Origin of the sequence: Methylorubrum subtropicum, from assembly GCF_038442325.1 — a bacterium.
Lineage (GTDB): Bacteria > Pseudomonadota > Alphaproteobacteria > Rhizobiales > Beijerinckiaceae > Methylobacterium > Methylobacterium subtropicum.
In genome coordinates this window covers 1-24431 of record NZ_JBBXMW010000032.1, presented here as the reverse complement: position 1 = coordinate 24431, position 24431 = coordinate 1, and the positions used below count along the sequence as shown (strand labels likewise).

28 protein-coding genes are annotated in these 24431 nt (G+C 62.9%); 12 read left to right on the top strand and 16 right to left on the bottom strand.

Annotated features, from left to right (window positions below; translation table 11 throughout):
• Positions 1 to 58 precede the first annotated feature (58 nt).
• The gene (locus tag AAHG03_RS25500) at positions 59 to 1204 is read right to left on the bottom strand and encodes a permease (protein WP_342154363.1); all 1146 of its coding nucleotides are present in this window, start codon (positions 1202 to 1204) and stop codon (positions 59 to 61) included.
• Between the two features lie 204 nt (positions 1205 to 1408).
• On the opposite strand from AAHG03_RS25500, the gene AAHG03_RS25495 reads away from it, so the two are divergent.
• Positions 1409 to 2149 carry a sigma-70 family RNA polymerase sigma factor gene (locus AAHG03_RS25495; protein ID WP_342154361.1) on the top strand — a complete coding sequence of 247 codons (741 nt, stop codon included), beginning with the start codon at positions 1409 to 1411 and terminating at the stop codon, positions 2147 to 2149.
• A gap of 27 nt (positions 2150 to 2176) precedes the next feature.
• Here AAHG03_RS25495 and AAHG03_RS25490 read toward each other — a convergent pair whose 3' ends face one another.
• The 5 genes from AAHG03_RS25490 to AAHG03_RS25470 all read right to left on the bottom strand — a co-directional run bounded on the left by AAHG03_RS25490 (position 2177) and on the right by AAHG03_RS25470 (position 7975).
• Positions 2177 to 2374 (bottom strand): DUF2934 domain-containing protein, encoded by a 198-nt coding sequence (locus AAHG03_RS25490; RefSeq protein ID WP_342154359.1) that lies wholly within the window; start codon positions 2372 to 2374, stop codon positions 2177 to 2179.
• 214 nt (positions 2375 to 2588) lie between these two features.
• Positions 2589 to 2969 (bottom strand): response regulator, encoded by a 381-nt coding sequence (locus tag AAHG03_RS25485; RefSeq protein ID WP_342154357.1) that lies wholly within the window; start codon positions 2967 to 2969, stop codon positions 2589 to 2591.
• A 2-nt stretch (positions 2970 to 2971) separates the two neighbouring features.
• Positions 2972 to 4888 (bottom strand): sensor histidine kinase, encoded by a 1917-nt coding sequence (locus AAHG03_RS25480; protein ID WP_342154355.1) that lies wholly within the window; start codon positions 4886 to 4888, stop codon positions 2972 to 2974.
• Positions 4889 to 4980: 92 nt separating this feature from the next.
• Positions 4981 to 7791: a PAS domain-containing protein gene (locus tag AAHG03_RS25475; protein ID WP_342154353.1), complete on the bottom strand. Its 2811-nt coding sequence runs from the start codon at positions 7789 to 7791 to the stop codon at positions 4981 to 4983.
• Positions 7784 to 7975 (bottom strand): ribbon-helix-helix domain-containing protein, encoded by a 192-nt coding sequence (locus AAHG03_RS25470; protein WP_412759795.1) that lies wholly within the window; start codon positions 7973 to 7975, stop codon positions 7784 to 7786. The genes AAHG03_RS25475 and AAHG03_RS25470 overlap by 8 nt, the downstream gene beginning before the upstream one ends.
• 313 nt (positions 7976 to 8288) lie before the next feature.
• Here AAHG03_RS25470 and AAHG03_RS25465 point away from each other — a divergent pair, with 313 nt between their 5' ends.
• Complete coding sequence (locus AAHG03_RS25465; RefSeq protein ID WP_342154349.1) at positions 8289 to 8540, top strand: DUF6894 family protein; 252 nt, start codon at positions 8289 to 8291, stop codon at positions 8538 to 8540.
• Here AAHG03_RS25465 and AAHG03_RS25460 read toward each other — a convergent pair.
• A complete protein-coding gene (locus AAHG03_RS25460; protein WP_342154346.1) occupies positions 8537 to 9247 on the bottom strand; it encodes a Crp/Fnr family transcriptional regulator in 711 nt (236 codons plus the stop codon). The two genes, AAHG03_RS25465 and AAHG03_RS25460, sit on opposite strands and share 4 nt — an antisense overlap.
• Before the next feature lie 344 nt (positions 9248 to 9591).
• Here AAHG03_RS25460 and AAHG03_RS25455 point away from each other — a divergent pair, with 344 nt between their 5' ends.
• Together AAHG03_RS25455 and AAHG03_RS25450 are read left to right on the top strand one after the other, a co-directional pair.
• Positions 9592 to 10176 carry a recombinase family protein gene (locus tag AAHG03_RS25455; protein WP_342154344.1) on the top strand — a complete coding sequence of 195 codons (585 nt, stop codon included), beginning with the start codon at positions 9592 to 9594 and terminating at the stop codon, positions 10174 to 10176.
• A gap of 4 nt (positions 10177 to 10180) precedes the next feature.
• Positions 10181 to 10633: a hypothetical protein gene (locus tag AAHG03_RS25450; RefSeq protein WP_342154342.1), complete on the top strand. Its 453-nt coding sequence runs from the start codon at positions 10181 to 10183 to the stop codon at positions 10631 to 10633.
• Here AAHG03_RS25450 and AAHG03_RS25445 read toward each other — a convergent pair.
• Positions 10580 to 10867 (bottom strand): hypothetical protein, encoded by a 288-nt coding sequence (locus tag AAHG03_RS25445; RefSeq protein WP_342154340.1) that lies wholly within the window; start codon positions 10865 to 10867, stop codon positions 10580 to 10582. The genes AAHG03_RS25450 and AAHG03_RS25445 overlap by 54 nt on opposite strands.
• Before the next feature lie 134 nt (positions 10868 to 11001).
• Between AAHG03_RS25445 and AAHG03_RS25440 the strand changes: the two genes are divergently transcribed.
• Together AAHG03_RS25440 and AAHG03_RS25435 are read left to right on the top strand one after the other, a co-directional pair.
• Entirely contained in the window at positions 11002 to 11262 is a 261-nt protein-coding gene (locus tag AAHG03_RS25440) for a hypothetical protein (protein WP_342154338.1), read from the top strand.
• A gap of 75 nt (positions 11263 to 11337) precedes the next feature.
• On the top strand, positions 11338 to 11538 hold the full coding sequence (locus AAHG03_RS25435; protein ID WP_342154336.1) for a hypothetical protein: 201 nt from the start codon (positions 11338 to 11340) through the stop codon (positions 11536 to 11538).
• 324 nt (positions 11539 to 11862) lie between these two features.
• Here the strand turns inward: AAHG03_RS25435 and AAHG03_RS25430 are convergent, their stop codons facing one another.
• The 3 genes from AAHG03_RS25430 to AAHG03_RS25420 all read right to left on the bottom strand — a co-directional run bounded on the left by AAHG03_RS25430 (position 11863) and on the right by AAHG03_RS25420 (position 13055).
• The gene (locus AAHG03_RS25430) at positions 11863 to 12135 is read right to left on the bottom strand and encodes a hypothetical protein (RefSeq protein WP_342154334.1); all 273 of its coding nucleotides are present in this window, start codon (positions 12133 to 12135) and stop codon (positions 11863 to 11865) included.
• 276 nt (positions 12136 to 12411) lie between these two features.
• Complete coding sequence (locus AAHG03_RS25425; protein WP_342154332.1) at positions 12412 to 12729, bottom strand: helix-turn-helix domain-containing transcriptional regulator; 318 nt, start codon at positions 12727 to 12729, stop codon at positions 12412 to 12414.
• Positions 12729 to 13055, bottom strand: a complete 327-nt coding sequence (locus AAHG03_RS25420) for a type II toxin-antitoxin system RelE/ParE family toxin (protein ID WP_342154330.1) — start codon at positions 13053 to 13055, stop codon at positions 12729 to 12731. Before AAHG03_RS25420 ends, AAHG03_RS25425 begins: the two co-directional genes overlap by 1 nt.
• A gap of 460 nt (positions 13056 to 13515) precedes the next feature.
• Here AAHG03_RS25420 and AAHG03_RS25415 point away from each other — a divergent pair, with 460 nt between their 5' ends.
• The 3 genes from AAHG03_RS25415 to AAHG03_RS25405 all read left to right on the top strand — a co-directional run bounded on the left by AAHG03_RS25415 (position 13516) and on the right by AAHG03_RS25405 (position 15674).
• Positions 13516 to 14169 carry a ParA family protein gene (locus tag AAHG03_RS25415; protein ID WP_342154328.1) on the top strand — a complete coding sequence of 218 codons (654 nt, stop codon included), beginning with the start codon at positions 13516 to 13518 and terminating at the stop codon, positions 14167 to 14169.
• Complete coding sequence (locus tag AAHG03_RS25410; protein WP_342154326.1) at positions 14144 to 14431, top strand: ribbon-helix-helix domain-containing protein; 288 nt, start codon at positions 14144 to 14146, stop codon at positions 14429 to 14431. The genes AAHG03_RS25415 and AAHG03_RS25410 overlap by 26 nt, the downstream gene beginning before the upstream one ends.
• 229 nt (positions 14432 to 14660) lie before the next feature.
• Positions 14661 to 15674, top strand: a complete 1014-nt coding sequence (locus AAHG03_RS25405) for a hypothetical protein (RefSeq protein ID WP_342154324.1) — start codon at positions 14661 to 14663, stop codon at positions 15672 to 15674.
• A gap of 1188 nt (positions 15675 to 16862) precedes the next feature.
• Here AAHG03_RS25405 and AAHG03_RS25400 read toward each other — a convergent pair.
• From AAHG03_RS25400 to AAHG03_RS25390, 3 genes are all read right to left on the bottom strand, one after another.
• Positions 16863 to 17285: a DUF1810 domain-containing protein gene (locus tag AAHG03_RS25400; RefSeq protein WP_342154322.1), complete on the bottom strand. Its 423-nt coding sequence runs from the start codon at positions 17283 to 17285 to the stop codon at positions 16863 to 16865.
• A gap of 228 nt (positions 17286 to 17513) precedes the next feature.
• Positions 17514 to 18608, bottom strand: coding sequence for a M48 family metalloprotease (locus AAHG03_RS25395; RefSeq protein ID WP_342154320.1), 1095 nt, complete (start codon positions 18606 to 18608; stop codon positions 17514 to 17516).
• Complete coding sequence (locus AAHG03_RS25390) at positions 18605 to 20455, bottom strand: type IV secretory system conjugative DNA transfer family protein (protein WP_342154318.1); 1851 nt, start codon at positions 20453 to 20455, stop codon at positions 18605 to 18607. The genes AAHG03_RS25395 and AAHG03_RS25390 overlap by 4 nt, the downstream gene beginning before the upstream one ends.
• Before the next feature lie 298 nt (positions 20456 to 20753).
• On the opposite strand from AAHG03_RS25390, the gene mobQ reads away from it, so the two are divergent.
• Positions 20754 to 22346: a MobQ family relaxase gene (mobQ, locus tag AAHG03_RS25385; protein ID WP_342154315.1), complete on the top strand. Its 1593-nt coding sequence runs from the start codon at positions 20754 to 20756 to the stop codon at positions 22344 to 22346.
• A 60-nt stretch (positions 22347 to 22406) separates the two neighbouring features.
• Here the strand turns inward: mobQ and AAHG03_RS25380 are convergent, their stop codons facing one another.
• The gene (locus AAHG03_RS25380; protein WP_342154313.1) at positions 22407 to 22700 is read right to left on the bottom strand and encodes a hypothetical protein; all 294 of its coding nucleotides are present in this window, start codon (positions 22698 to 22700) and stop codon (positions 22407 to 22409) included.
• A gap of 328 nt (positions 22701 to 23028) precedes the next feature.
• Between AAHG03_RS25380 and AAHG03_RS25375 the strand changes: the two genes are divergently transcribed.
• Both AAHG03_RS25375 and AAHG03_RS25370 read left to right on the top strand, forming a co-directional pair.
• Positions 23029 to 23703: a hypothetical protein gene (locus AAHG03_RS25375; protein ID WP_342154311.1), complete on the top strand. Its 675-nt coding sequence runs from the start codon at positions 23029 to 23031 to the stop codon at positions 23701 to 23703.
• A gap of 57 nt (positions 23704 to 23760) precedes the next feature.
• On the top strand, positions 23761 to 24042 hold the full coding sequence (locus AAHG03_RS25370) for a hypothetical protein (protein WP_342154309.1): 282 nt from the start codon (positions 23761 to 23763) through the stop codon (positions 24040 to 24042).
• 103 nt (positions 24043 to 24145) lie between these two features.
• Here AAHG03_RS25370 and AAHG03_RS25365 read toward each other — a convergent pair.
• On the bottom strand, positions 24146 to 24431 hold a 286-nt coding region (locus tag AAHG03_RS25365; RefSeq protein WP_342154307.1), incomplete at its 5' end, for a hypothetical protein.

Sequence of the window (24431 nt, the reverse complement as noted above, 5' to 3'; positions counted from 1 at the left end):
CGAGTCTTTCTGCAGTGAGATTGTTTTAGAATTTGCGTAGCGGTAGCCAAAGGCTGTGCTAATTGTTTTTCCCATGATGAGCATGGTCATGACTTGCGTGCCCGTGCTGCATGGGGTGCCGGCGGCTGATCCACCACAGGTACAGGCCGAGCGCGCCGAACGCGAGGTTAAGCCAGAACGTGTAGTTCAGTGAGAAATGTGTCAGCTGTTCCCGCACGTTGGTGTCGTGAGACGGGATCAAGCCCAGTCCGGTGAACGACAGGTCCATCACCAGCGCGGCGATCACCATCGTCATGTAGAACACCCCGCCGATGTAGGCAGCCATGCGCCAGCCCAGGTAGCGCCGGTAGGTGTCGAGCAGCGGCAGAACGATCAGATCCGCGTAGAGGAAGGCGAGCACCCCACCAAAGCTCGCTCCTCCGGCCCAGAGAACCGCTGCCAGCGGGACGTTGCCGATCGAGCAGACAAAGGTCGCGACCGCGATCAGCGGACCGAGCAGCGCGTTGAGCGGGATTTTGATCCAGGGCGAGGCGTCGGTCAGGAACAGCGCCTTCCAGAACGCATCCGGCACGAACGCCGAGAGGAACCCGCCGACCAGGAAGCCGATCAGCAGATCCTTCCAGAGCATCGACCATTCCATGGTGAAGTTCTGTGCGACCTTGACCCGCGTTTCCGGTTTGAGGAGCCGCGCCCGCAGCGTCGTTCCCTCCACTGCCATCGACATGTGCTGGTGGCCGCCCGCAGCCTCCTCGTGGGTGCGTGCCGCCTCGACCAGCGTCTTCGGGTAGGTCAGTTTCACCAGCAGACTCATCACGATGATGAGGACGATGCCACCGATCCACTCCCCGGCCATGAACTGCCAACCTAATAGGAGGTAGAGGATGATGCCGAGCTCGAGCACGAGGTTGGTCGAGGCGAACAGAAACGCCAGCGAGGTGATCAGCGCCGCGCCCTTCTTGAACAGGGTCCGCATGATCGCGGCCGAAGCGTAGGAGCAGGACGACGAGGCCGCGCCGGCCAGGCAAGCCAGAGCAATCTCCTTTGGCCCGCTGCGGCCAAGGGCCCGCTTCATCTGCTCGGTCGAGACCACGGACTGCAGCAGCGCCGAAATCGTGAACCCAAGCACCAGCGTCCAGCCGGTCTGCCAGGCCATGCCGGCGGCCATCAGCAAGGCCTGGCCAAGCTTGTCGATAATATCCTGCATCCGCAAACCTCTCCGCGCCAGGGAGACGTGCGTTTGCAGGCGCATGTTCCGCTTTGGCGTGAAAGGTGATTACGCCAGAGCCAAATCAGCTGGTGACGAAACCAGACGCAACCGCCCATCGCAGCCAAGCTGGAAGGCATGTGCCTACCCGGCAGAAACGTGAGATAGTCGGTTTCAAGCCTGATCGTCAGGCGTCTCCTCGTGATGACCATGGCATCAAACGATCGTGTCCGCGTACCGCAAGCCAAAACTTCCGGGGAAGAACCGGCGTTATCAGAGGCTATTCGAGTACACCTCGGCCAACTGCTGGGAACTGCGCTCATCGAAACTGAAGCTGAACAACTTGCTTCTGTTCAGTTCGCCGCCCTGCTAGCTCAGCTCGATGCTGCTCTGGGTGGCCTACATAATAGTTCTGAGCATGAGTTTCGGAAGTTGCTCACCGAAGTTGTTCCTGTCCTTCGGCGTTATGCCATATCGATAGCGCGCGATCGCCACGTCGCCGACGATCTGGTGCAGGATACATTGCTGCGAGCTTGGCGCAGCCGCACGAGCTTTGTAATGGGCACGAACTTCGAGGCATGGACTTTTACGATTCTGCGTAATCATTTTTACTCCAGCAAGCGCAAGATCCGCGAAGCTCAGGATGAGGATGGTGTCCATGCCGCTCGGCTTGCCGTACTGCCTGATCAACCCGATTATCTTGAGGTGAATGATGTGCAAGCCGCACTGGCAAAGCTATCGCCACAGATGCGGGAAGCTCTTGTGCTCGTCACCGTATCCGGTGCCTCGTATGAACAGGCCGCGGTGATCCTTGGCTGTCAGCTCGGTACGGTAAAAAGCCGTGTCTCGCGTGGCCGTGAGCAATTGTTGCGTATTCTCGGCTACGGCGAACAGGCCATTGGCCAGGATCCTTTCATGCTATCTGCGATGAAGGCGAAATCTTAAAGGAGATTGGGAACCTGTATTGGCAAGCTATGAGTATGATTGTTGTGCCTCACCTACAATCGGGGCGCACTTGAGAAACTGCCGTTGCCGTTCGGCACGCAGCTCACGTTCGGCCAGCAACCAGAATTCGACTTCGAAGCCGTCTGAACTGTGGTTGCGTTCCCACAATTCATAGGCTCGCTGTCTGATCTCAGCGGGTGTGATGGGCGGTACGACTTGGGACATTTTACCTGCGGATCATACTGACGGAGGCTGTATATATTATCTGGCATCTGCGGTGAAGCATACTGCGTCTAACGAGACAAAATGTGTGAACCGGACTGACATCCTGTTTTAAAGGTCCATACCTTATGTGCATAAAACGACCGTTTTCCCTACCTTCGAACTTGTCGGGATAACGTGTCAGAAAATCAAAACCGTGCGGCGCTGGAGTCGCTCGTCAGCCGACCGGGCTGCGTTCGATCTGGCGGAGTACATGATGCAGATCGAACGGCTTGGGGATGAACGTCGCCCGTGCCGGCAACGCGTTAGCTGATAGTGGAGCATGGCCAGAAACGACAAACAGCAGCGTAGGTGGGAACCGCTCACGCACGTAATGGGCGAGCTTGAGGCCGTCCATGCTGCCAGGCATCTGCACGTCGGTCAGCACCACTCGAATGTTCTGATGCCGATCGAGCAAGGCAATTGCCTGCTCGGCGCGCTCTGCCTCGTAGACCCGCCAGCCGCGATCCTCGAAGAACTCGATCATGTCGAAACGCAGCAGCGCTTCGTCCTCGACAATGAGGATCGTGTTACTGCCGATCGGTGTGCTCTGACCCAATGTTACGCCTTCTTTCCGTTGCCCAGGGCGGCATCGCCCATACGGGCATCCAGGGTAAACACCAGCCCTTCCGGTTGAAACTCCGTGACCGCCGTACCGCCAAAATAGGATTTCAAGGAGCGCTCGATCAGCGTGCTGCCGAACCCGCGGCGGGTCGGCGCCTGCACGGGCGGGCCACCGCGCTCCTGCCAGGTGAGATGGAATCGTGCCTCCGGTCCCTCGCCATCCACCCGCCAATCGACCGCCACCGTGCCGGCATCGTTCGACAGCGCACCATACTTGGCGGCGTTGGTTGCTAACTCGTGCAGGGCCAGCACCAGGGACACCGCGACCTGCGGCTGCAGGGTCACGGATGGCCCGTCGAGCAGGATGCGCTGGCCGAGCTGACCGTGCGGGGCCAAGGCACGCTCCACCAGCTCTTTAAGATCGGCCGACCGCCACGAGGCGTTGGTCAGCACGTCGGTCGCCGCGCCCAAGGCGACCAACCGCGCCGACAGGTTTTCGCTGGCGGTCTGTACGTCGCTGGCGTTGCGCAGGGTCTGCCGGGTGACGGACTGAACCACGGCCAGCACGTTCTTGAGCCGGTGCGCCAGCTCGCCGTTGAGCAGGCGCATGTTCTCCTCTGCGGCGCGCCGCTCCTCGATGTCGAGGAGGACACCGGGGAAGCTCAGCGGCCTACCGTCGGGGGCGAGATCGACGCGACCGTTGGCCTCCAGCCAGTAATATTGCCCGTCGCGGCGGCGCACGCGGTACTGGTGAGCGTAGCGCCCGCCTCGTTCGATCGCCTCTGCGATGGCCGCAGCCAGCTTCGCTTGGTCGTCGGGATGCACGGTCTCGACGATCTGGGCGAGCGGGATACCCTCGCGACCAAGTGCCGGATCAAGACCAAAATTGGTTGCGAACGCTTCGTCCACGGTGAACCGGTCTGATGGGATGTCCCAGAACCACGTGCCGATGATAGCCCCGGCCGCCAGCGCGAGACGCACGCGTTCGGCGTTTACCTCTGCCCGCGCCTCGCTCTCGCGCAGAGCCGTGATATCGCGCGAAACCGACAGGATGCGGTCGGGCCGGCCGTCGGCACCCCGGATCGGGCTAACCGCAACGTGCCACCATTTCGGCGTGCCCTGCATCGTGCTGGCCCTACCGACGAAATCGCTGCTGCGTCCTTCTCGCGCGCCAGCAAGCGCGGCGACCGCCTCCGCATGGCCGCTGCTGGTCCAGAAATCCGGCCAGGGGCAGCCCTCGACGGCGTTGAAGTCGCTGACCTCCATCACCCGCTGGCCGCCTTCGCTCATGAAGGTGAGCTTGCCGTCGAGGTCGAGCACCTTGATGCAATCGGTCGAACTGGCCAACACGCTGGTCAGGAACGCCTCACGCTCAACGGTTGCGACGACGCTGCGCGAAAGGCTTGCCTGTGAGGTATCGGCAGCGACCAACGCTATGCGCAGGGCAACTACGAGGCCCGTCAGCCCGAGGTTGGTTGCAGCAAAGAGTGTGGTGACGGCCCATTGGGCGGGAGAGAGCGTGCCGACCGGCTCGATGTCGAGGAACACGAAACCGACGCAGACCGTCGCCAGCAGGTTCGCCAGCAGCCCCGCGCCGCCTCCGAGGACCAGCGCGATGACGACAATCGCCGGCGTGAACAGGAAGAAGCCGGGGAAGCTGGCGAACAGGAAGGATCGCAGCAGTGCGATGCCAACGATGATGAATGCCGCCAGGCCATAGCGCACGGCGGCGGAAGGACGGGCAGCCACCACGACGGCCCGGATGCGCTCCAGGACCGACTGCGCACCGGACGTGCGCCGCAGGGCGGCCGAGCGGGACCACCACCCTTTGCCAGCGGTCAGGCTTGTCGGTCCGGTGCCGGGATGGCTGCGTGTTCCGGTTGTCATTGAGGTGACAAATCTATCACGGGTCAAGACGATCGTTCCAGCACGCGACCGCCGCACGATGCTGACGGATTGCACAATCCTCAAAACCCAAGAATTCTGACGGCTAGCCCACGGTCAAGCTACTTGCTGAGAGGCCGCTTGCGGCGCTGCCCGGCGGCAGCTTTGCGCAGAACCTGCGACAGCTGCTCGACCGAGTACGGCTTGTGCAGCAATTCGAACCCGTGGGTGCCGTTCTGCGCCAGGATATGGCTGTAGCCGGAGGTCAGCACCACCGGCAGGTCGGGGTAGAGGCGGCGGACTTCCTCCCCCAGCTCGATCCCGCTCATCCCCGGCATCATCACGTCCGAGAACACCACGTCGAACAGGTCGGCGTTTTTGGCCAATTCGGCCAGCGCCGCGGTGCCGTCAGCGGCAAGGATGGTGCTGTAACCGAGATCGTTCAGGGTCTGCACCGCGAAGGTGCCGACATCGATGTTGTCCTCGACCACCAGCACGCACGTGCCCTGTCCATCGGCCAGGGCCTCCAGCTCCTCGACGGCCTTCGCCTGTCTCGGTGCAGCCACACGCGGCAAATAGATCGTGAACGTGGTGCCCTCGCCGAGGGTGCTCGCCACAGTAATGTCGCCGCCGGACTGCTTGGCGAACCCGAACACCTGCGAAAGACCGAGACCCGTGCCCTTGCCGATTCCCTTAGTGGTGAAGAACGGCTCGAAGATGCGCTCGATCATCTCGGCTGAAATGCCGGTACCGGTATCACTCAGCGAGACTGCGACGTAGGCGCCCGGAACGGTTGGATGGGCACGGGTTGCCGGAACGGCATCGACCGCCGACACCGTAATGGTGATCTTGCCCTCGCCGTTCATGGCGTCGCGGGCGTTGACCGCGAGGTTGACCAGCGCGGTATCGAACTGGCTGCCGTCGGCGTTCACGTAGCAGGGGACGTCCGGCAGTTCGGTGGTGATCTGCACCCGTGAGCCGGTCAGGGTCCGCATCATGTCGGCGAGGTTGCGCACACTGGTGCCGGCTGCAAATACCTCAGGCTTGAGCGCCTGCCGCCGGGCGAAGGCGAGGAGCTGGCCGGTGAGCTTGGCGGCACGGTCCACCGTATCGGAGATCGCCGCAATGTAGCGGGTGCGCCGCTCCTCAGCGAGGTTGGGGCGTTTGAGCAGGTCGGTGGACGACTTGATCACGGTCAGGAGGTTGTTGAAGTCGTGCGCGACGCCGCCGGTGAGCTGGCCGACCGCCTCCATCTTCTGCGACTGGCGCAGGGCATCCTCGGTAGAGGCTAGGTTGGCCTCGGCGAGTTTCCGCTCAGAAATGTCCCTGGCGTGGTGAAACGCCCCGATCACCTGCCCATCCGCGTCGTACAGCGGTGTGTAGGTGATTTCCCAGGATGGCATCACTCGGCCGGGATCGCCGAAGTCCCCGATGATCACGAACCGCTCGCCCGCAAGCGCGCGATCCATTAGCCCCTTGAGGGCGGTCGCCTGCTCCGCCGGGAACAGCTCCGGCAGCACGTCGCCAATCGCTTGGCGGCGGCCCATGACCCGCTGGAAATCCTCGTCGTGTGCCCGGTTGAACGCCAACACCCGACAATCGTGATCGAACGCCAGGATCGGTGACGTGTCCGATTGCACGATGTCCCGATGCAGGCGCAGCTCCGCCGCCTGCTGACGCTCGGCGGTAATGTCCCGCGCCGAACAGTAGACCTTGCCGTCATCCGGCACACCGACCCAGGACAGCCAGCGGTAGCTGCCGTCCTTGTGCCGATAGCGGTTCTCGAAGCGCAGGGCCGGCAGCCCGCGCTCGACCGCATCCAGCCACACGGCTTGTGTTGCAGCCTGATCATCGGGATGCACGAGGTCGGCGAAGGCCAAGCCGGTGAGCTCTTGCTCGGACCAGCCGAGCGTCGCGGTCCAGGCCGGGTTGAAAACCTCGAACGTCCCCTGATGGTTGATCACCACCAAGAGGTCGGGACTGACCTGCCAAGTCCGGCCCCGCGCCAGCGCCCGTTCGATGACCTTGCGCTCCAGATCGGCGTTGAGGTCTCGCAACGCCTGAGAGGCACGGTTCTGCTCGGTGACCTCGTACCCACCCACGAAGATGCCGGTGATCGCGCCGGCGTCGTTGCGGATCGGCTGATAGGTGAGGTCGGTGAAGCGGTCCCGCACCTCACCGGCCAGCCGGAATGGTATGTTTCTGGCGGCGTAGGGTTCGCCGGTCGCATAGACGTGATCGATCAGCTCGAAGTACCCTTGCCTTTCGAGTTCCGGGAAAACGTCGCGCATACTCCGGCCGATGAACTGGCGCGGCCCGGAGATCGCAACAAAGGCGTCGTTGACGTACTCGTAGACGTGATCGGGACCGGTCGTCACGCCGATGAAGCCGGGCATCTGTTGTAACAAGTCGCGCTGCCTCTGTTCGCTTTGCCGAAGTGCCGCCGCGGCTTGAACTTCAGCCGTGGTTTCATTCGTGGTGCAGAGCATGCCCTGGATCGTTCCAGATCCATCCCGGAGCGGCATGTAGGTGAACGACCACCAGGTCTGTTCCGGGTAGCCATTCCGCCGCATCGTCAGCGGCATATTCTTGAAAGACGAACCCTCACCAGCCAGGGCTCGCTGCACAATGGGTTCAATTTCCTCCCAAACATCAGCCCATAGCTGTGCAAAGGGTAGACCGACGGCCCCAGCAAGTTTTTGACCTAGAATTGGCCGATAGCTATCGTTGAAAAAAACAATAAGCTCCGGCCCCCAGGCCATGAACATTGGCTGTGGGGACGCAAGCATGGTGGCGAGCGCGACCTTGAGCGCTTCGGGCCAGCTGTCGATGGGGCCGAGCTGTGAGCTTGGCCAGTCGAAGGCGCGAATTTCCGCGCCGGTTGTGCCACCCCCAATCAGGAAGGGATGCTGATGATCGATGGCATCAGACACGGGTGGCGCTGCTCTTGGGCTTGTTCGACCGGATTACGTCCCGCGTGGCGGCTTCGTCACGTTCGAGCTGACGCAGAGCCGCCCGGATGATCTCGCTCGTGCTCGCGTAGCGGCCGGATGCTAGACACGCCCGGATCAGGTCGTCCTGCTCCTGAGTGATCGATACGGTGATGGTTCTGCGCACGGCCATACCCGAGCTGTGCGCTATATGAAGGTTTCTTACAAGCCCTATGACGACCCCAGCGGCAGAAGTTTGAGCTAGGACCCGCATAGCCCAGGATTTACGAGCGGCTAAGCTCGTTGTGGATTGGCGAATATTCGACTTCTCGCCGCAAACTGAAGTTATTTACAAGTCGATTAGAGGTTTATCTCTACGTAACATAAGTTATTGCGATGCGGTTTGAATACATGTATGGGGTAGGTATCACTGACCACGGCTTCGGGCGTCGGTGGCTGAGAGAGACGCGCGCTCCCGCCTTATTGCAGCGGAGAGCCATGTGCCGCGCTACTATTTCGACACCGACGATGGTGACTTTCGCCATTACGACGAGACTGGGCAAGATATGCCCGACGCCGAGGCGGCGCGACGTGCTGCCCACGGGGTCTTACCCGAGATGGCCCGCGATAAGCTCCTGGATGGTGATCGGCACACATTCAGCGCGCGCATTCGGGATGCCAGCGGCACCGTGCTCTACAGCGCGGAACTCAACCTCGTGGGCGAATGGCAGGTTGAGCCGCCGGCAGACTAATCCTGCTCGTCTCGCAAGTAGGCGGGATCGAAGTGCGCCAGCCGCTCGAGGGCTGCACGGTCATGGATCGTCAGGGTACCGTGCTCAAGCGTTATCAGGCCGGTCTCGCGCAGGACTTTCAGCGACCGGTTGATATGGACCGAGGTGACACCCAGCGTATCGCCCATGTCATCCTGCGCGATGGTCAGCGCGAAGCTGTCGGCGGTCGCCAGCTTGACCGCTGAAAGTCGTTCGCGCAGTTCGCAGAACAGATGCGCCAGAGCCTCGACGGCGTTGCGACGGCCAAGAGTCAGCATCCGCTCGTCCGCGATCACGTCGTCCCGCTGCATGCGCCGAAGCAGCGCGGCAGCCAGACCCGGCCAGCTTGCGCTATCCGGCAGCGGGTTGCAGGAAATCTCTCCAATCCGGCAAGGGGTGAGTGTAGCGACAGGCCTTCTCACCCGACTGTTCGTCAGGAAGCCGAAATCGCAGACATCGCCTGGTACCAAGATCGTGGTGATCAGCCGCCGTCCGTCGCTCATCAGCCGGTAGCGGCTAGCGTAGCCCGTCAGTAGCATGTAGGCGGATTGATGCGCATCATCGGGGCGCAGCACGTCATACCGCTTCGGCAATTCGCGCTCCCGCATGCTGCCGGTGAAGAGGTCGTGAATACTATCGAGCCGCCGGCCATCGCCTGCTGGGAGCGCGGATCGAACTGTCGTGTTCATGGCCTACTCGACACGCCCTCATCGGTCGCTTCAGGAACGGTATTGATCTAAGTTAGGGCACGCCCGAGCGGGCATCGAGCGTAGCGCGGCCTACTAGTTGGAAGGTCGGTCCGCCGTTCAGAAATCAGGACTTTCGCAACGGCGCGGCCGCCTTGCGATCGTTGGCCATTCTTATTGCAGAAATCTGCCCCAGAACTTCTGCGCTCCGAGTGTGCGGAAAACGACCGTTTTCTGCACATAAGCGCAAGCCCCCTCCCGCGGCACCCGAAACAGCCCCGTTTGCGTGAAGAAAATATGTGAAGAAAACTATTGTGCGGAAAACGGTCTTTTCGTACAATCTTCACATGCTGATCGGCTACGCGCGCGTTTCGACTGAGGACCAGAACCTGGACCTGCAGCGCGATGCCCTGAAGGCCGCCGGCTGCTCTCGGATCTTCGAGGAGAAGGAGAGTGGGCGCGCCGGCACCAAGCGCCCGGCCCTCGAGGGCGCGTTGGATTTCCTGCGCACTGAGGACCAGCTGGTGGTCTGGAAGATCGACCGCCTCGGCCGCTCTCTCCGCGAAATGCTCGATACCGCGCACATGCTGCAGGAGCGCGGCGTAAAGCTGCGGTCCCTCACCGAGCAGGTTGACACCGAGACCGCCACCGGGCGGATGATGTTCAACTTCCTCGGCACCATCGCCGAGTACTTTCTGGATCTCAACCGCGAGCGAACCCACGCCGGCCTCAAGGCCGCCCTGGCACGGGGCCGCAAGGGTGGACGCCCGCGGCGGCTGTCCGACGCCGACCTCGCCGCCGGCCGGGCGATGATCGACGCCGGCACCATCCCGATCGCTGAGATCGCCAAGCGTCTCGGCGTCTCGGCGCGGACTTTCTACACCTACTTCCCGCAGGCACGTGCGCGCAGCCAGGCGCGTCCGGAGGGCTGACGCGATGCCGATCCGTCCGGAGAACCGGTTTTTCTACCCTATTGACTGGGCGCAGCTGTCCGACGTGATCCGCTTCGGCCGGGCCAAGGGCTGCTGTGAGGGCTGCGGCCGACCGCACGGCCAGCTGGTGTTCCACCTGGGCGATGGCCGCTGGTGGGACGCGACGGCGCAAACCTGGCGCAGCGGGCGGGGGCGGCCCTTGAAGCTGGCACCGCTGGAATGTCTGCCGGCGGGCACGGTGATCGAAACCACGCGCGTCTATCTCGCCTGCGCGCATCTCGACCACGATCCGGGCAACAACGATCCCCGGAACCTCAAGGCGCTTTGCCAGCGATGCCACATCCTGCACGACCGCGCCGAGCACCTGCGCCAGCGCTGGTTCACCTACCGGAACAGGAAGGCGCTAGGCGACCTGTTCCTCGGCCCCTACCCGTTCCGCTACGTCCGGAGTGACTGAGGTCCAGCTGTCGATCAGATGCGCCGTGTTCGCCCGCAGCTCGACGCTGTGGACGTGAGCCTGATCCAGGGTGCGGCATAGATCGACTGCGGAGGCGAACCGCGTCCGGGCGGCGATCTCGGTATCCAGCGTTTCGATGATCACCGCCTGACCGTCCCGGTACGTCGTGACCTGGAAGGGCGGTTTGCACGATGGATTGGTGGTCATGCCCAGCTCTCCCCCGTCCACCAGCATGCTGCATCCTGTGCAGGAAGCTGGCGCGGTCGGCAGAGGGATCAATCCGGCGCTGAATAATACATACGGCTTAGCCGGCAACCTCGCTGATCGACAGGGGTTGCCAGACAGCAGCCGAGGGCTCGGAGAGCACCGTGGTCACCATCACCATCTCGATCGGACTCCCCACAGGCATCCGCTTGTTGGCCGCCAACGTGGAGCGCAAGGCGGCTCAATACGCGGAATCGGTCATCTACACCCTGCCGAGTCACGCCCTGCCGGTTCCCCTCACCGTCTCTTGCGCTGATCCCGCCGTGAAGCGACGGCTCACCAGCTACCTGTCCGATCTACAGGCCGAGTGTGCACGGATGGGCGGAGTCATCGGAAATAATTCTCGCGAACCAAACATAGGATAGATCTTATATCACCATCATATGTTGTGCGTGATTTTGCCGGCTTGTTTGTTAAGACTTAATCACAATTTTGTGACCATGACCTCCAAGCTGGACACGCTCCCGCTGCCTTCCTCACCGGCCGCGGAAGGGCCAGTTCTGGATGCGCGCATCCGCTTGCGGCTCGGGCGACAGCTGCAGGCTCTCTTTGACCCGGTATTGGATGAGGAGCTTGATCCGCGTCTGGCGGCACTGCTGCAGCAGTTGGATCAGGATCGTCAGGCACCGGAGGGTGCCTAGCTGCCAAGCCAACTATGGTGTGGTAGCGCACCTCGCGAGGCGATTTGCTCCACCCATGCATGGAAAGCAACCAAAGTACGGGTTGCGTTGTGCGGCGCGCTATCTAATTTTGCATTATGCGAGATCGCGATGGCGTCGCGGTCCCGTGCCCCTTCGGGGCGTTTCCTCCCAAGACTTCGGGCCGCTCCCTCACCGGGGCGGCCTTTTTTGTCGTCCAGGACCTGCGACATAAGCGGTCTTCACGAGCTGAACAAGCGCTATTTTGCAGATTTTTAAATCCAGCGTCGGATTGAGGGCTCCGATCAGAGCCCCCAATTGCCAAGATTACATGCGGTTCATCATACGACGGTCCATCCGCCGCTCCATCATCCGCCGCCGGTCCATACGGCGATCCATCCGCCTCTCCATCATCCGACGCTTCATCATGCGGCGTTCCATCATCCGTCGCTCCATGCGCGTCATCTGCACGGTGCTCACGAGAGAGGGATCAGATTGGACCGTGTTGACGGACAGGGGAGCGGCCGATGCCGCCCCGGCACTCATGGCCAGTCCGCCGAGCAGAGCCGCAGCAGCAAGGGTAAGGCTGCGCTTGTTCATTCGTTCTCTCCTGCAGAGACCGGCCTTGCCGATCCAACTCTGAGGGAAGACCAAACTTCTGTCTAAGTTCCTGTCAAAAAAAAGAAAATTCCTCTCAGGGATGAATCTGGACATGCTGTATCAGACGCTCAAAATGCCATTTGAGCGTCACCACGTGCTGCGATGATGAGGCAGGTACGGATGCACATGCTCAAGAGTTTCAGCAGCAGAGGCTGCTGCAATGGTGTGTCCGGCAGCACTCTCGCACCGACACGGTTCACTACCTTTCAAATCCGGCTAACGGTTTGCAGCGACCGCCAGATGAAGGCCCGCGGACTTCTGCACTGAGCTCAGCACGCTGAAGAGGTTGCTGGCGGTCGGATTGCCGGTGGGGCTGAGCATGCGCATCAGGCTTTTGGACGAAGAGCCAGTCTCCTCGGCTAGGCGCTCGAAGCCGATCGTCGCGTTGATGTAGTCGCGGAGGACCGCCTTGCCGGTCTCAAGGTCGCCGGCCAGAAACTGATCGACCGCCTCGGTCAACAGGGCGTCGCGGAACGCCGGGTCGCGCTCGGCGCGCGCCTTCACGGTGTCCTTGAAGCTCCGGGTCAGGGCCATCACCCCTCCTCCTTTTTCCGTCGTTTGTATTCCGCCCAGTGCGCCTGCGCCTCGGCGATGTCGTCCTGCTGCCGGCGCTTGGTGCCGCCACATAGCAGAATGATCAGCGTGTCCCCGTCCTGTCCGAAATAGACACGGTAACCGGGCCCCCAGTCGATCCGGTACTCCTGGACCCCTCCCCCGACGCCCTTGGCGTTGGAGAGGTTGCCCCGCTCCATCCGGGTCAGCGCCACCGTCACCTTGGCGGCCGCCTGGGCATCCAGGTCATCGAACCAGCTGGCGAACGGACTGCCGCCACGGCTGTCCAGAAACTCCCTGATCTCCATTCAACATAGTACCATATACGTTACCAATCAAGCCCGATCTGACGGGCTGCTGGTTCCGAGGTACACCGGAGCGGTGGCGAGAGTCCCCGCTCCTGCCCGCACTTGCGGCAGGTTTTTGGTTGGCAGCGATGTACGGCAAACCGTTTACGGTAAACGGTAAGAGGTTCGTTCCATGGGAAGGCACCCAGTATGAGGTGCCGTCAGCCGCCTTCCGGCCTTAAGTTGTTGGCAGGAATTGGTTACGGTTTACTGCAAACGGTAAACCGCTTCACCCTAGCGATCTGCATGGCCAGCCAATGCACTTCCGACCGACAACCGTCACTAAGGCTTGTTCCAGCCGTTACCGTAAACTGTAAACGGTTTACGGTGTGCCGTTTACGGCACACCGCTTGCGGCATGCGGTTTGCGGTAAACCGTTAACGGCTTGCGGTTAGCGTCGCCTTCGGAAAGGATGGCCGCCATGCACGTCATCGCATTCGTCACTCAGAAGGGCGGCACCGGCAAAAGCAGCCTGGCCGTCTCGCTTGCCGTCGCGGCCGAAGAGCGGGGGATTAAAACCTCGATCATCGACCTCGACCCGCAGGGCACCGCCAAGAACTGGTACGAGCGCCGCGAGGCCGAGGGTGGCCCCGAGGTTAACGCTCTCCAGTCCGGTCAGCTCGAGGTCGCCATGGGCCTGCTGAAGAAGCAGGGGGTCCAGCTGGTGATCATCGACACCCCCGGTGTCGATACGCCGGCAGCGACCGCGGCGATCCAAGTGGCCAACCTGTGCCTGATCCCGGCTCGCCCCAGCATCGCCGACATCGAGGCGGCCCGGCCGACCGTGCGCAGCATCGCCCGCCTCGACAAACCGTTCTCCTACGTCCTGAACCAGTGCCCGCCGGGCCGCTCGATCCGCACCAGCGACGCCTTCCGCGTCCTGCAGCTATCTGGCGCCGTCGCGAGCACGCCGCTCGCCATGCGCGCCGATCACATGGACGCGCTGGCGACAGGGCAGGGGGTCACCGAACGCGACACCAACAGCAAGGCCGCCGCCGAGGTGCGCGAACTGCTGCAGTGGGCGCTCAACCGCATGGAAGGAAAACAGCATGGCCAAGAAACCCGCGTCGCTTGAAGCCGCGCTCGGCGGTTACGCGTCGCAGGACGAGACTGCCGGCAGCAGCCAGGACTCCGCCGAAATCGTCCGCCATCCGGCGGCGGCGGCCCGCACTCCGACGGTCAAGCTGACCGCCTACGTGCCCCCGGCCGCGAGCAAGCGTCTTAAGATGATGTGCATCGAGCACGACCGGGACGTGAACAGCTACCTGCGTGAGGGGCTGGATATGGTCCTCGAAAAATACGGGCAGCCGTCCCTGGCGGAGTTCGCCAAGAAGTAACCCGCTTACCGTTTACGGTAAGCCGTAAACGGTATTGCGCTAAACCGCTGATCGGACGTTTACTTTTCTCGGGACGGAGGCTCGGATGTACACCGCGTCATGGCGTGGCGGGTGTCGCGCTGGCCTCGGATTGTATGCGGCGTGATGCACAGGCAGGCAGAAATTTGGGGCTGCTGTTCCCGAATTTTGGTGCCACTGTTCCCGTTCTGCCTTAGCCTGAGTCGCAGCCATGACGACCGGACGCCCGCTCACGCCTGAAGAACAGCAGCGCCTCGCGCGCCGCGAGCGGACGCTCAAAAACCGGCGCGGCCGGCGCAACCCGGCCGTGATGCCGGACCGCTTGGCGCGGACCTCGGCGTTCGCGCCGCGCAAGGTCAACCTGATCACCGACAGCAATTTCACCCGCGTCTACGAGGTACCCGGCTACTCAGTGGTCGAGGTGAAGGGCAGGGAGCTCGGCAGCCAGCACCGTGATGCGATTTACGCCCTGTTTCGCCTAAAGCGCGAAAAGGTCTCGATCCCCAACCCGGACTATCGGCCGGGCACCTTCATCGCGCCAACCCAGACCTACTACGAGACGCGCACCACCTGGCGCGAGCTGATCCGCGTGATGGGCCGCACCGAGCACGTCAACAACCTGCTGAGCCTCATCCACGTGTTCCGGGAGATCCAGCAGGTCAGCGTGCTGATCCACGAGGGCCGCTCGCTGGCCGAGCTCGACAAGATCAAGAAATCCCGTTCGATCGGTGCCCTACCGGATACCCGCGGCAGCGCCGCGTCGCTGATCACCGAGGTCAACTGGGGGGGCGCCCAGTTGGATAGCACCGTGACCGTGCGCTACGGCCCAAGCGTCCTGCAGATGATTGAGAAGGCGCATCTGGTCAGCATCAACGCCGACGTGCAGTTCCGCCTCAAGGGCGATCACGCCAAGACGTTCTGGCCGTTCATCGACAGCCAGCCCGGTTTTGCATGGATCGACGAGGACCGCCTCGCCCAGCTCGCCGGCCGCGAGCTCTGGTCCGAGCGCGAGACCAGCGCCACGCGCGCCCAGTTCCGCAAGGATTGCCGGCAGGCCTTCAACGACATGGTCGCCGCCGGCGGGCTCAAGGACTGGCGCGAGGAGATCACCGGCTCCGGCTGGCGCAAATCCCGCCGCTACCACTACACCCACGCGGCGCCGACCCAGCTTGAGATGGATCTGGCCCGTGCCGCTGGACAGGCCGCAGCCCAGCTAACCGCCTAAACCCTTGGTAACGCTCACGCCGAAGCGGAAATCCAGCCCCAAAATCGGTTTGCCAGGGATCCGGGCAGGGGAGAGGTCTGCCGAGATCGTTCGCGACTAAGTCATTGCAATCGTTATACTCGTGCCGGAAAGCCAGCCCCAGATTGGCGTCTGGGCAGCTACAGGTCTGCTGTGCCCCAGAGGATACGGCTAAGTGGCTGTGATTGCTCATGTCAGGGCGGAACACCGGCCCCAAAATACCTCCGATCGACGGCCCTTTCGCCGTCAGGGCAGGAGCCTACCGGGCCTTGTTGACGCCAATTCAGGCCTTGGGAACAGCAGCCCCAGATTTCCGCGGAAAACCGGCTTATGCGGGCTCGCCTGCACCCGGATGCCGGGCTGTGGATAAGCGGAGAGGCTGCCGGAAGTGCAGCCCCAAATTGCCGGAAGTGCGGCCCCAAATTCGGGAAGTGCAGCCCCAATTTACCGGAATCCTGGCCCCAAATTTATGATCTAAAGCACTGTCACCAAACATGAATTTTCATAAAGACTTTTTATATAGATATCTTAAAGAGACCTAAAGAGACGCAACCCTGTGGAGAAGGGGTTCAAAGACAGACCCGTTGAGAACCTTGTGGGAGAGCTGTGCATCACCGGATCTGTCTGTGCAGGCACAGACCCCGCCCCTTTTTGGCTTCGCCAAAAACCCGCTCCCCCACCCGATAAGGAAGCCGCCTCCAGCGGCTGACTTCACATTGAGGCCGCCTATCGGCGGCCAAAGAAGGGCTCTGCGAGTGTGTGAGTGGCACAGGCCACCTGAGCGGCCCCAGGAAGCGTCCGGGGAGGCAGAACCGACAGCGGAACGCTGAAGCCCAAAAAAACCGCCTACAGCCCTCCTGAGAGGCTTTGTCACCGCGCAGAGCGCGGTGGAGTGATGGTGCGGTCGCACGGCGACCGCGTAAACCCCGGAAGGTGGGGCGCTGCCCAGCCCGTTGACGTTCGCCCGCGGCCGCCCGACCCAAATCTGGGGCCGGCTTTCCGGGGGGAGGAGTGCGCCGCTGGTTTGCGCGAGCATGGCGGCAAACTGGGGCCGGTGTTCCCGCCGCGCGCCGCCAAAAACCGCCAATTTGGGGCCGGCTTTCCCGAGCGTTTCAGCTTGCCGTTTACGGTAAACCTTAAACGGTAATTGGCGTGCTGTTCCTTTGCCACTCACCCTGTGAGGCCGAGCAGCGTGAGGGTCCGTGGATCCTCCGCACCGTCGTAATAGCAGGCAAGCGCCTGGCTGAACGCCGGGTCTGCGCGCCCAAACAGCGTCATGCTCGAGCGGAATTTCATATCGTCGGGGGAGCCGAACACCTGGTGCGCGGTCCGCCCCGTGACAGCGTTGACCGCCGCCGTGCAGGCCCGCAGGCGCTCGCCCAGAACCGGGTGCTGCAGGTAGGCCTGCGCCTCATCGAGGCTGCCGATCGCGTAGCGCTGCGCCATCGCACTCGCACCAAGGCCCGCCAGCTGCGGAAAGATGAACCACATCCAGTGGCTGCGCTTGGCGCCGGCGGTCAGTTCGGCCAGCGCCTGGTCATAGCTGCCGCGTTGCGCGTCAACGAAGCGTGCGAGGTCGAAGGATCCATCCATGCTCGCCTAACGCCCCGGCAAAGCGTGAGGTCCATCGTTTACGGTTTACCGTATGCCGTAAACGGTGATGGCCACCCCGTTGCCGAGATGGCCGTCGATCCCTTCACGGTCATCGCCATCCCTGGCTGTACCGTGGAGCCAGTCTCGCACAGAAACCCGATCCCTTCGAGAACATCCTAGCGGGGTCCAGGGGCCGGCAATGAGGCCCCTGGTGCGGCGCGGCCGTTGCTAGAACGTCGGCTCGATTCGATCCTTTTTCGCCGGCACGGCTGCAGGCGTCGGGCTGAGGCCACGTTGACCGGTCCTGCCGTGCGGCTGCGACCGAAGGTGGGCTGCCTTCATACGGGTGAGATAAGCCCCGGACTGGAGGGCTGCGATGCGGTCAGCTGTGCTTGGATGAGTGCTGAACAGATCGCCGCCTCTGCCCTTGAACATCAGGTAGGCGTACTTGTTTTCAGCGGGGGTGGCTTTCACGGGCAGGCCTTCGAGCCTTTGCAGGACCCGGGTCATGGCGTCTGGCGACGTCACGGCCGCACCGATGGCATCGGCATAAAACTCGCGCTTGCGGGACAATCCCTTTGTCAGGACCTCGCCGACAAAGCCGAACAGCACCCGGCCCAGCGTGGTGAAGGCGTTGACAAGCGGTGCAGTCCCGCCGCCCGCATGGCCCGACTTCAGGGCGACGCTGAGCAGGATCTGGATGATGATGCCGATCGTCGCGAAGAACGCTCCAAACATCGACTGATAGCCCTCAGCGAAGACCATGCCGCGCATGTCCCCGCTCGCGATATGCCCGAGCTCATGTCCGATCACCGCATCGAGCTCGTCCGTGCGCAGGCTGTTGATGAGCGGCACCCCAAGGATGACGGCGGCGGAGCGTCGGTCCGTTCCAACAGCAAACGCGTTGGCGGCATTCATAATGCCGACTCGTGGCGGCGGGAGATCAAGCCTCGCGGCGAGGGTGTGAACCCGCCGGGTCAGTGTGTGGTCGTTGTCCAGGAAGCGAAAATTGAGGGCCTTCTGGGTCCGTTCCTCGGCCGCGACCATGGCCGAGAGGCCGATGGCCATGCCAAACGCGGATACACCCAAGCCCCACCATAACGGGGTCAGCAGCCCGATCTGATCACGTAGGACGTTCCAGGCCGGCGTCGGCGCGCAGCGTCGGCACCAGCTGTTTGGCTGCCCCATGTAGCCGGCGATGATGTAGCTAACGGCATAGGCCAACACGACCAGCCACAGCGTCATCCAGATCGGTGTGCTCCATGAGGCCCGGCTGAGCTTTGCTCCGCTCAAAACGGACGATGTCGTCTGGTTCTCGTTCATGCCGGATAGCCCCCCTTGGATCCTACCGGCCCCATCCAAGGGCCGACGAGCTTCATGCAGGTGCCGCTCTTTTTGTAACTGGCGAGCTTCGCCTGCACCGGTCGGGGTGGGCTGCTCATCTGCACGATGCTGGCGCGTGTGCTATCGTCATTCCAGGCACTCAGCAGTTCTGTCACTTCATCGGGCGTCATCAGTGGGCGCCCGTGCAGGCTGATGCTCTCCCCAGAGGAGACGTTGACGCCGGCCGAGCCGTTGTCGCGGCCCATTTGCGCCGACAGATTGGCACTCTCGTTGGTGCTGCGCAGCGCCACGGTGCGGCTGCTCAGTAACCGGCTGATCAGCTCGGCAGTGAAAGGCTCGTTGATGCCGAAGAACTGCTTGACCGACGTGTTGAAGAATGCCTGCCAGCTTGTGCCAGGATAATGCTCCTGCAGCTTGCCGATCTCCTGCAGGAAGAACCACAGACGCACCCCGTAGCCGCCAACCTCGCGGAGGGCGCTTTCAAACTCCGGGAATGGCCCCAAGGCCAGAAACTCGTCGATGAGGAATAGCACTGGGATCGGTGGCGGCGGTCCCTCCTCCATTGCCGTCAGAGCGCTCGTGAACGCCATTTTGAGGAACGGCGCCGACGTTTTCATCATCCGGAATGGCAGGGTCACGTAGACCGTGACGGTCTGGTCTGGAACGCCACTGCCACGTTTGAGCGCGGCGAAATCCACGTCGTTGCGCCGGACACAATCCCCCAGTGCGCCATCAAGCCAGAACATCAGCTTGGTGTTGCAGGTTGAAAAAAAGGTCTGCAGACCCGTCGGGATCTGCTCGCCCCGATCGTTGCCGGCGTACTTGCCGCGGATGGCCCGTGCTCCGCTAACCACTTCCGGGATGCCGGAGCGCTCCATCTGCGGCAGAACCTGATCGCGGAGGTAAATCGGACCGGCCGCCATCAGTTTGCACACGTGGTAGAGGTTCGCCTGTGACGGGTCCAGGCAGCTTTTTGCGAACCAGATCAGCGGCGGAATGAACGTCATCGCGTCCTCTATAAAGAACGCGGGTGAGCGGGGGTCTGGAGGAAACAGGCGCCCGGCGAGCTCTCGAGCATCGCCGAAGCCTGCCAGCCCGGACAGCGGATTGAAGCCGTGCTGCGGGAAGAGGTTTTTATCGGAATGGGTGCCGACGTTGTACGGATTGATCCGATAGACCGGGCCGAACTTGGCGCGTTCCTTGGACGTCAACTCGTACAGCTCGCCCTTGGGATCATGGACGATCACGCTCCCTCGATAGCGCAGCAGATTCGGAACGATCGTCGTTTCCGACTTCCCGGCGCGTGACGGGGCGAGGGTCACCAGGTGGCCCTCACCATCCCAATGAATGAACGCCGCGTCGCCGGTGCGCGGATCATCAACCCCACCAAGCAGGATCGACTTCGGGTTGAAAAATCCGTCCCGATCCTTCAGGCGCTTGGCGAGTTCGTCATGGGTCGCCCACCGGGCCGAGCCATGGACCGGTGGTGGATTGTGCAGCATCTCCTCGCGTACAGCCCGCTCCTCCAACTGACGCTTGGCCCGTTCGATGATGCCGGCCGGATCACGCCCAGCCCGCACGGCTGCCGCGGCAGCCTCGGCAACGTCAGGCCCATAAAAGTCGACCAGATCCTTGTAGGTCCGACGCGCCTTGGCTTCGCGAAACTTATCAATCACCGACGTCGCGAGCTTCTGACCGTTAACGCCGCTGGTGGCGCTTTTGAGGTCGGAGAAATCGAGCCAGTTGCTGCCCCCTCCGCCGCTACTGGAACCTGCCTTCCCGAAACCGGAGAAGAGGTCGTCCAGAAACCCTTTGTCCTTGCCCATGTGCCAGCTCCCGCCGAAGCTTGACAATGCAGCTTCTAGGAATGCTGGCAATCGGCAATCCCGCTGTCGGAGGGCGGGGCATTGAGTTGTTGATGGTTGTGGCCCTAACAGCTCACTTACGCGTTGTCCGGATGCGTAGTACGCATCTGGCAACGCCGCTCGGTTTTCCACACCGACGCAGGTTCCGCGTCGGGGAAAACCGGCGGTGAGCCGGGGGGCGTGCCCCCCTGGTCCCCCGCGCCCTCCGGGCCGCCATCGAAGCGGCCGGCGGGCGGTTCGACCGTGGCGGAGGCGAGCCGTGGCGCTGTACCATCTGCACGTCAAAAACATCAGCAGAGGCGACGGCCGCTCGGCTGTGGCCGCCGCCGCTTACCGGGCCGGCGAAACCCTTGAGAACGCGGCCGAGGAACGGCTGAGCAAGTTCGCCGGCCGGCGCGACGTGCTTGGCGCCGAGATCCATCTGCCAGCCAACGCACCCGCCTGGATGGCTGACCGGGCCGTTCTCTGGAACGCCGTAGAGGCCATCGAGCGGCGCAAGGACGCTCGCTTGGCCAAGGAGGTCGAGTTCAGCCTGCCACGCGAGTTACCCCGCGAAGCCTGGTTTGCAGTCGCGCGCAGCATGGCTGCGCACTTCACGGCCCAGGGCTTCGTGGTTGATCTGGCCGTGCACGACGACGGCACCGGCCACAATCCGCACGTGCACCTGCTGCTGGCGACGCGCCTCGTGACCCCGGACGGGTTTGGCCCGAAACTGCGCGCGGCTGACCGCAAAACCTTCCTCAAGGACACCCGTACGGCGTGGCAGGCCATCGCCAACGCAGCGCTTGAAAAGGCCGGCATTCCCGTCAAGATTGATGCCGGCAGCTACGCCGCACGCGGGATCGATCGGGAGCCGGGCGAGCACCGTCCGCCGGACCCGGCAGCGCGCCGCCGCCGCCGCGAGGAGGTGACCTCCATGCTTAGGGACAGTGACATCAGCAGGGCCATCGCGGAACTGGCGGCGGACCCGAGCGCCAAAGAGCGCTATCCTACCCTGTCCAGACGCCCGGAATGGCCGCCACGTGAGCGGGTCCTGGGCCCTGTCCTGACCCTCAGTCCGGAGGCGCGCGAACGAAAGGCCTACTGGCAGGAGGTGGAGCAGCGGGCCGATCCGTCCGCTCTATCGAACGCCGATCAGGCTCATGAGCCTGCGCGAGACGATCTCTATGCCGAGGGCCGCAGCCTTGACGACGAGGTTAACACCTTGGCTGGCAAGATCCAGGCTGCGACCCTGAAACAGGGTCAGGAACGCCGGCAGGCGTTTATCGAAGGCGCTCGCGAGTACGAGAAATTGCACCGCCACATGAACCGCGAGATGGTCCGAGCAAGGGTTCTCAAACCGGAGAACGTCCGGAGCTGGGAGCAGGTGTCGCGCGCCTTCCGCGACCCCGAGTTTGACGACCTGCTGGCCGAGGCACGCCGGCTTGAAGCCAAGCGGCAGGAGCCAGACCGGACACTTCGTGCCACGCCCCAGCAGATCGCTGCCGTTGTACGTCTCGAGGCTGAAATGGCGTCGCGCGAGGGCACTGAGATTACGCCCCGGTCCGTTGTCCGCCCGGCGGAACCCTTGCGCGTGCCTCCCGCTCCGGCCCAGGATCAGCGCCGGTCCGTGGATCCGGATCACGGATCGCCGGTGCAGACGCCCGTTCAGGAGCAGCGACTGCGCCTTGATCCGGATGAATGGCAGGCCGAGCGATCCAAGGGGCCCTCGCCAACGCCCGAACCTGCGATGGAACGCAGAGTCCGACTTGATCCGGATGAGTGGCAGATGGAACGGGACCATCAGCAGCGGTCAGACCGTGACCGGGAGCGAGATCAGGAGCGCGAGCGCGATCTCGAGCGGGAACGGTAACGTGCGTGACGATGAAGCCCCTGCTGGCAGGGGCTTCGTACGATCGCTCGGATCATTCGGTCAGACGCGCCGGTCGGTGTGCCGACGGGCGTGGTCCCGGCGTCGCTGGATCCGGACCAGCAGAGTGGCGGTGCCGACCAGCAGACCGCCACCGATGGTGCCCACAGCCACCAGAGTGAAGGCCCATTGCATGGCTGTCGCCAAGGCAGGCGGGATAACCATGCTGTCGTCGCCGCGCAGGAGTAAGATGCACCAGATCAGGCCGGAGAGAAGCCACCAGACCTGAACGCAGGTCTGCGCAAGGGTGAGCAAGCCCCCGCAGGAGCGTTCAGCCCGCGCAACAAAGGCCGGCATCGTGAGAGCTATCATAGGTTGCCCCATGCAAAACGTGACACGGGTTGGTCACGCAAGCTTATGAGGCGCGCGGTCAGCGGAGCCTGACGGGTTCAATGAATGGCGTCACTGGAGCCAGGATGTTCGGTTGGTTGGAAAGGCTTGAGAGTATAAGCAAGGGAGAACATGTTTATCCGGTCACGGTTGCTGACCTGGACGTACCACATTACGGCCTCGCTCCGGCTGCCCAACCGGTAGGCGAGTCTGGCGGCTTTAATGCGTAGGCTGTACCAAGGTATCCAATCAATCATAATGAAATGATTGGTCTTACTGTCGGGATTGGCAAGTTATGTCTGATGAATTGGAGCAGAAACTTCGTCGATCTTACGTCGATGCTGACGCATTCGAGCGGACGAAGCGAGTTGAACTGTATCAGGCTGTGCGTGCAGCCTTCCAGGAGCCTGACGCCGCCGTCAAAAATCTGCAGTGGGCGTTTGGTAAGTGGGGATACCCCCGTTCCGTTGATATGCTGGAACGTCAGCCGCAGAGGATCGGCACTCCGCGCGGCGCCTTGCTTAGCAAGGATGGCTGGACCCTTGGCGCCTCGGAGCGCTCAAGGCAGGCCAGGGATCTCATCGCCCGCCTGCCCGACATGGCCCGTGACCTGGGCGCAGCCGAAGCACGGGTCCATACGGCGCGCGAGGCGTATGAAAGCTATTGCCGTGAGATTGGGCATCAACCCCTGCAGCCCTGGCAGACCGACCGCCGGTCGATCGGTGCGGAGCGGGTACCTGAGCATCTTGTCCCTGATGAAAGGGAGCCGCAGCTCAGGCTCGATCCCGATGCCTGGGCAGCCGCACAAACCCCATCCGACCCTCCGGATCGTCTGGCCTCACAGGGCACCTTGCTGGATCCCGAGACTTGGCTGGACGAGCAGCATCACCGAGAGAAGTATGCCCACGTTGAGGCAGCGCGCGAGCGCGACACGGACGAACGCTCGCAGGAGCATGAGCGCGAGCGCTAGCAGAGGATCTCCTAGGAATATATTGAAAATGTGCGTTGTCAGACTTAAACTGCTGGTATGACGACCACACACATTGCCACGGAGATTTTCGCCGATCCGGGTGAGCCGACCGGCGCGGATTTCCTTGAGAACCAGCGGGCTCTCAAGCACGCCCGCGATCAGCACGCCGACTGGTCCTGGCAGGCCCGCTGGCGCGGTGGGGGCCCGGAGTACCGCGCCCATTGCCAGCAGGAAGCTGCGTTTTACGCGGGCTGGATCGTGCGTCTCGAACGCAGCCGGGACAGCCTGCTCAGCAAGCTCGCCGCCGCTGAAACTCCCGCCTTTCCCTACCTTAACTAGCGTCTGACCCGATCCCGCGGACCGACACACCGCCACGGACCCGCGGCCGCACGCCCGCGCTCCAAGGGGCTAGTGCTGTAGGGCGAAGGCCGCACGGGGCAGCTCAGGGGTTGGCCGCTTCCGGGCGCCAGCTGATCACCAGGTCATAGGCCGCTTCGCCGTGCGCCTCCGGCGCCGGCCGGAGCGACCACTCGGTGCGCAGGCCCTCCTGCTGGCACCAGGTGATGATCGTCTGCGCCGCGTCCGTCTTCCGCAGGTCGAACGGCGCCGGCAGCACGCAGTGGGCTTGGCCCGCTGCGGCGGCCTGGTTCAGCCTGCTCTTCACCGCGACCGGGTCGAACACGGTGCCGGCGTGCGTCTCGCGCGCCGCCTGCATCACCCGCAGCAGC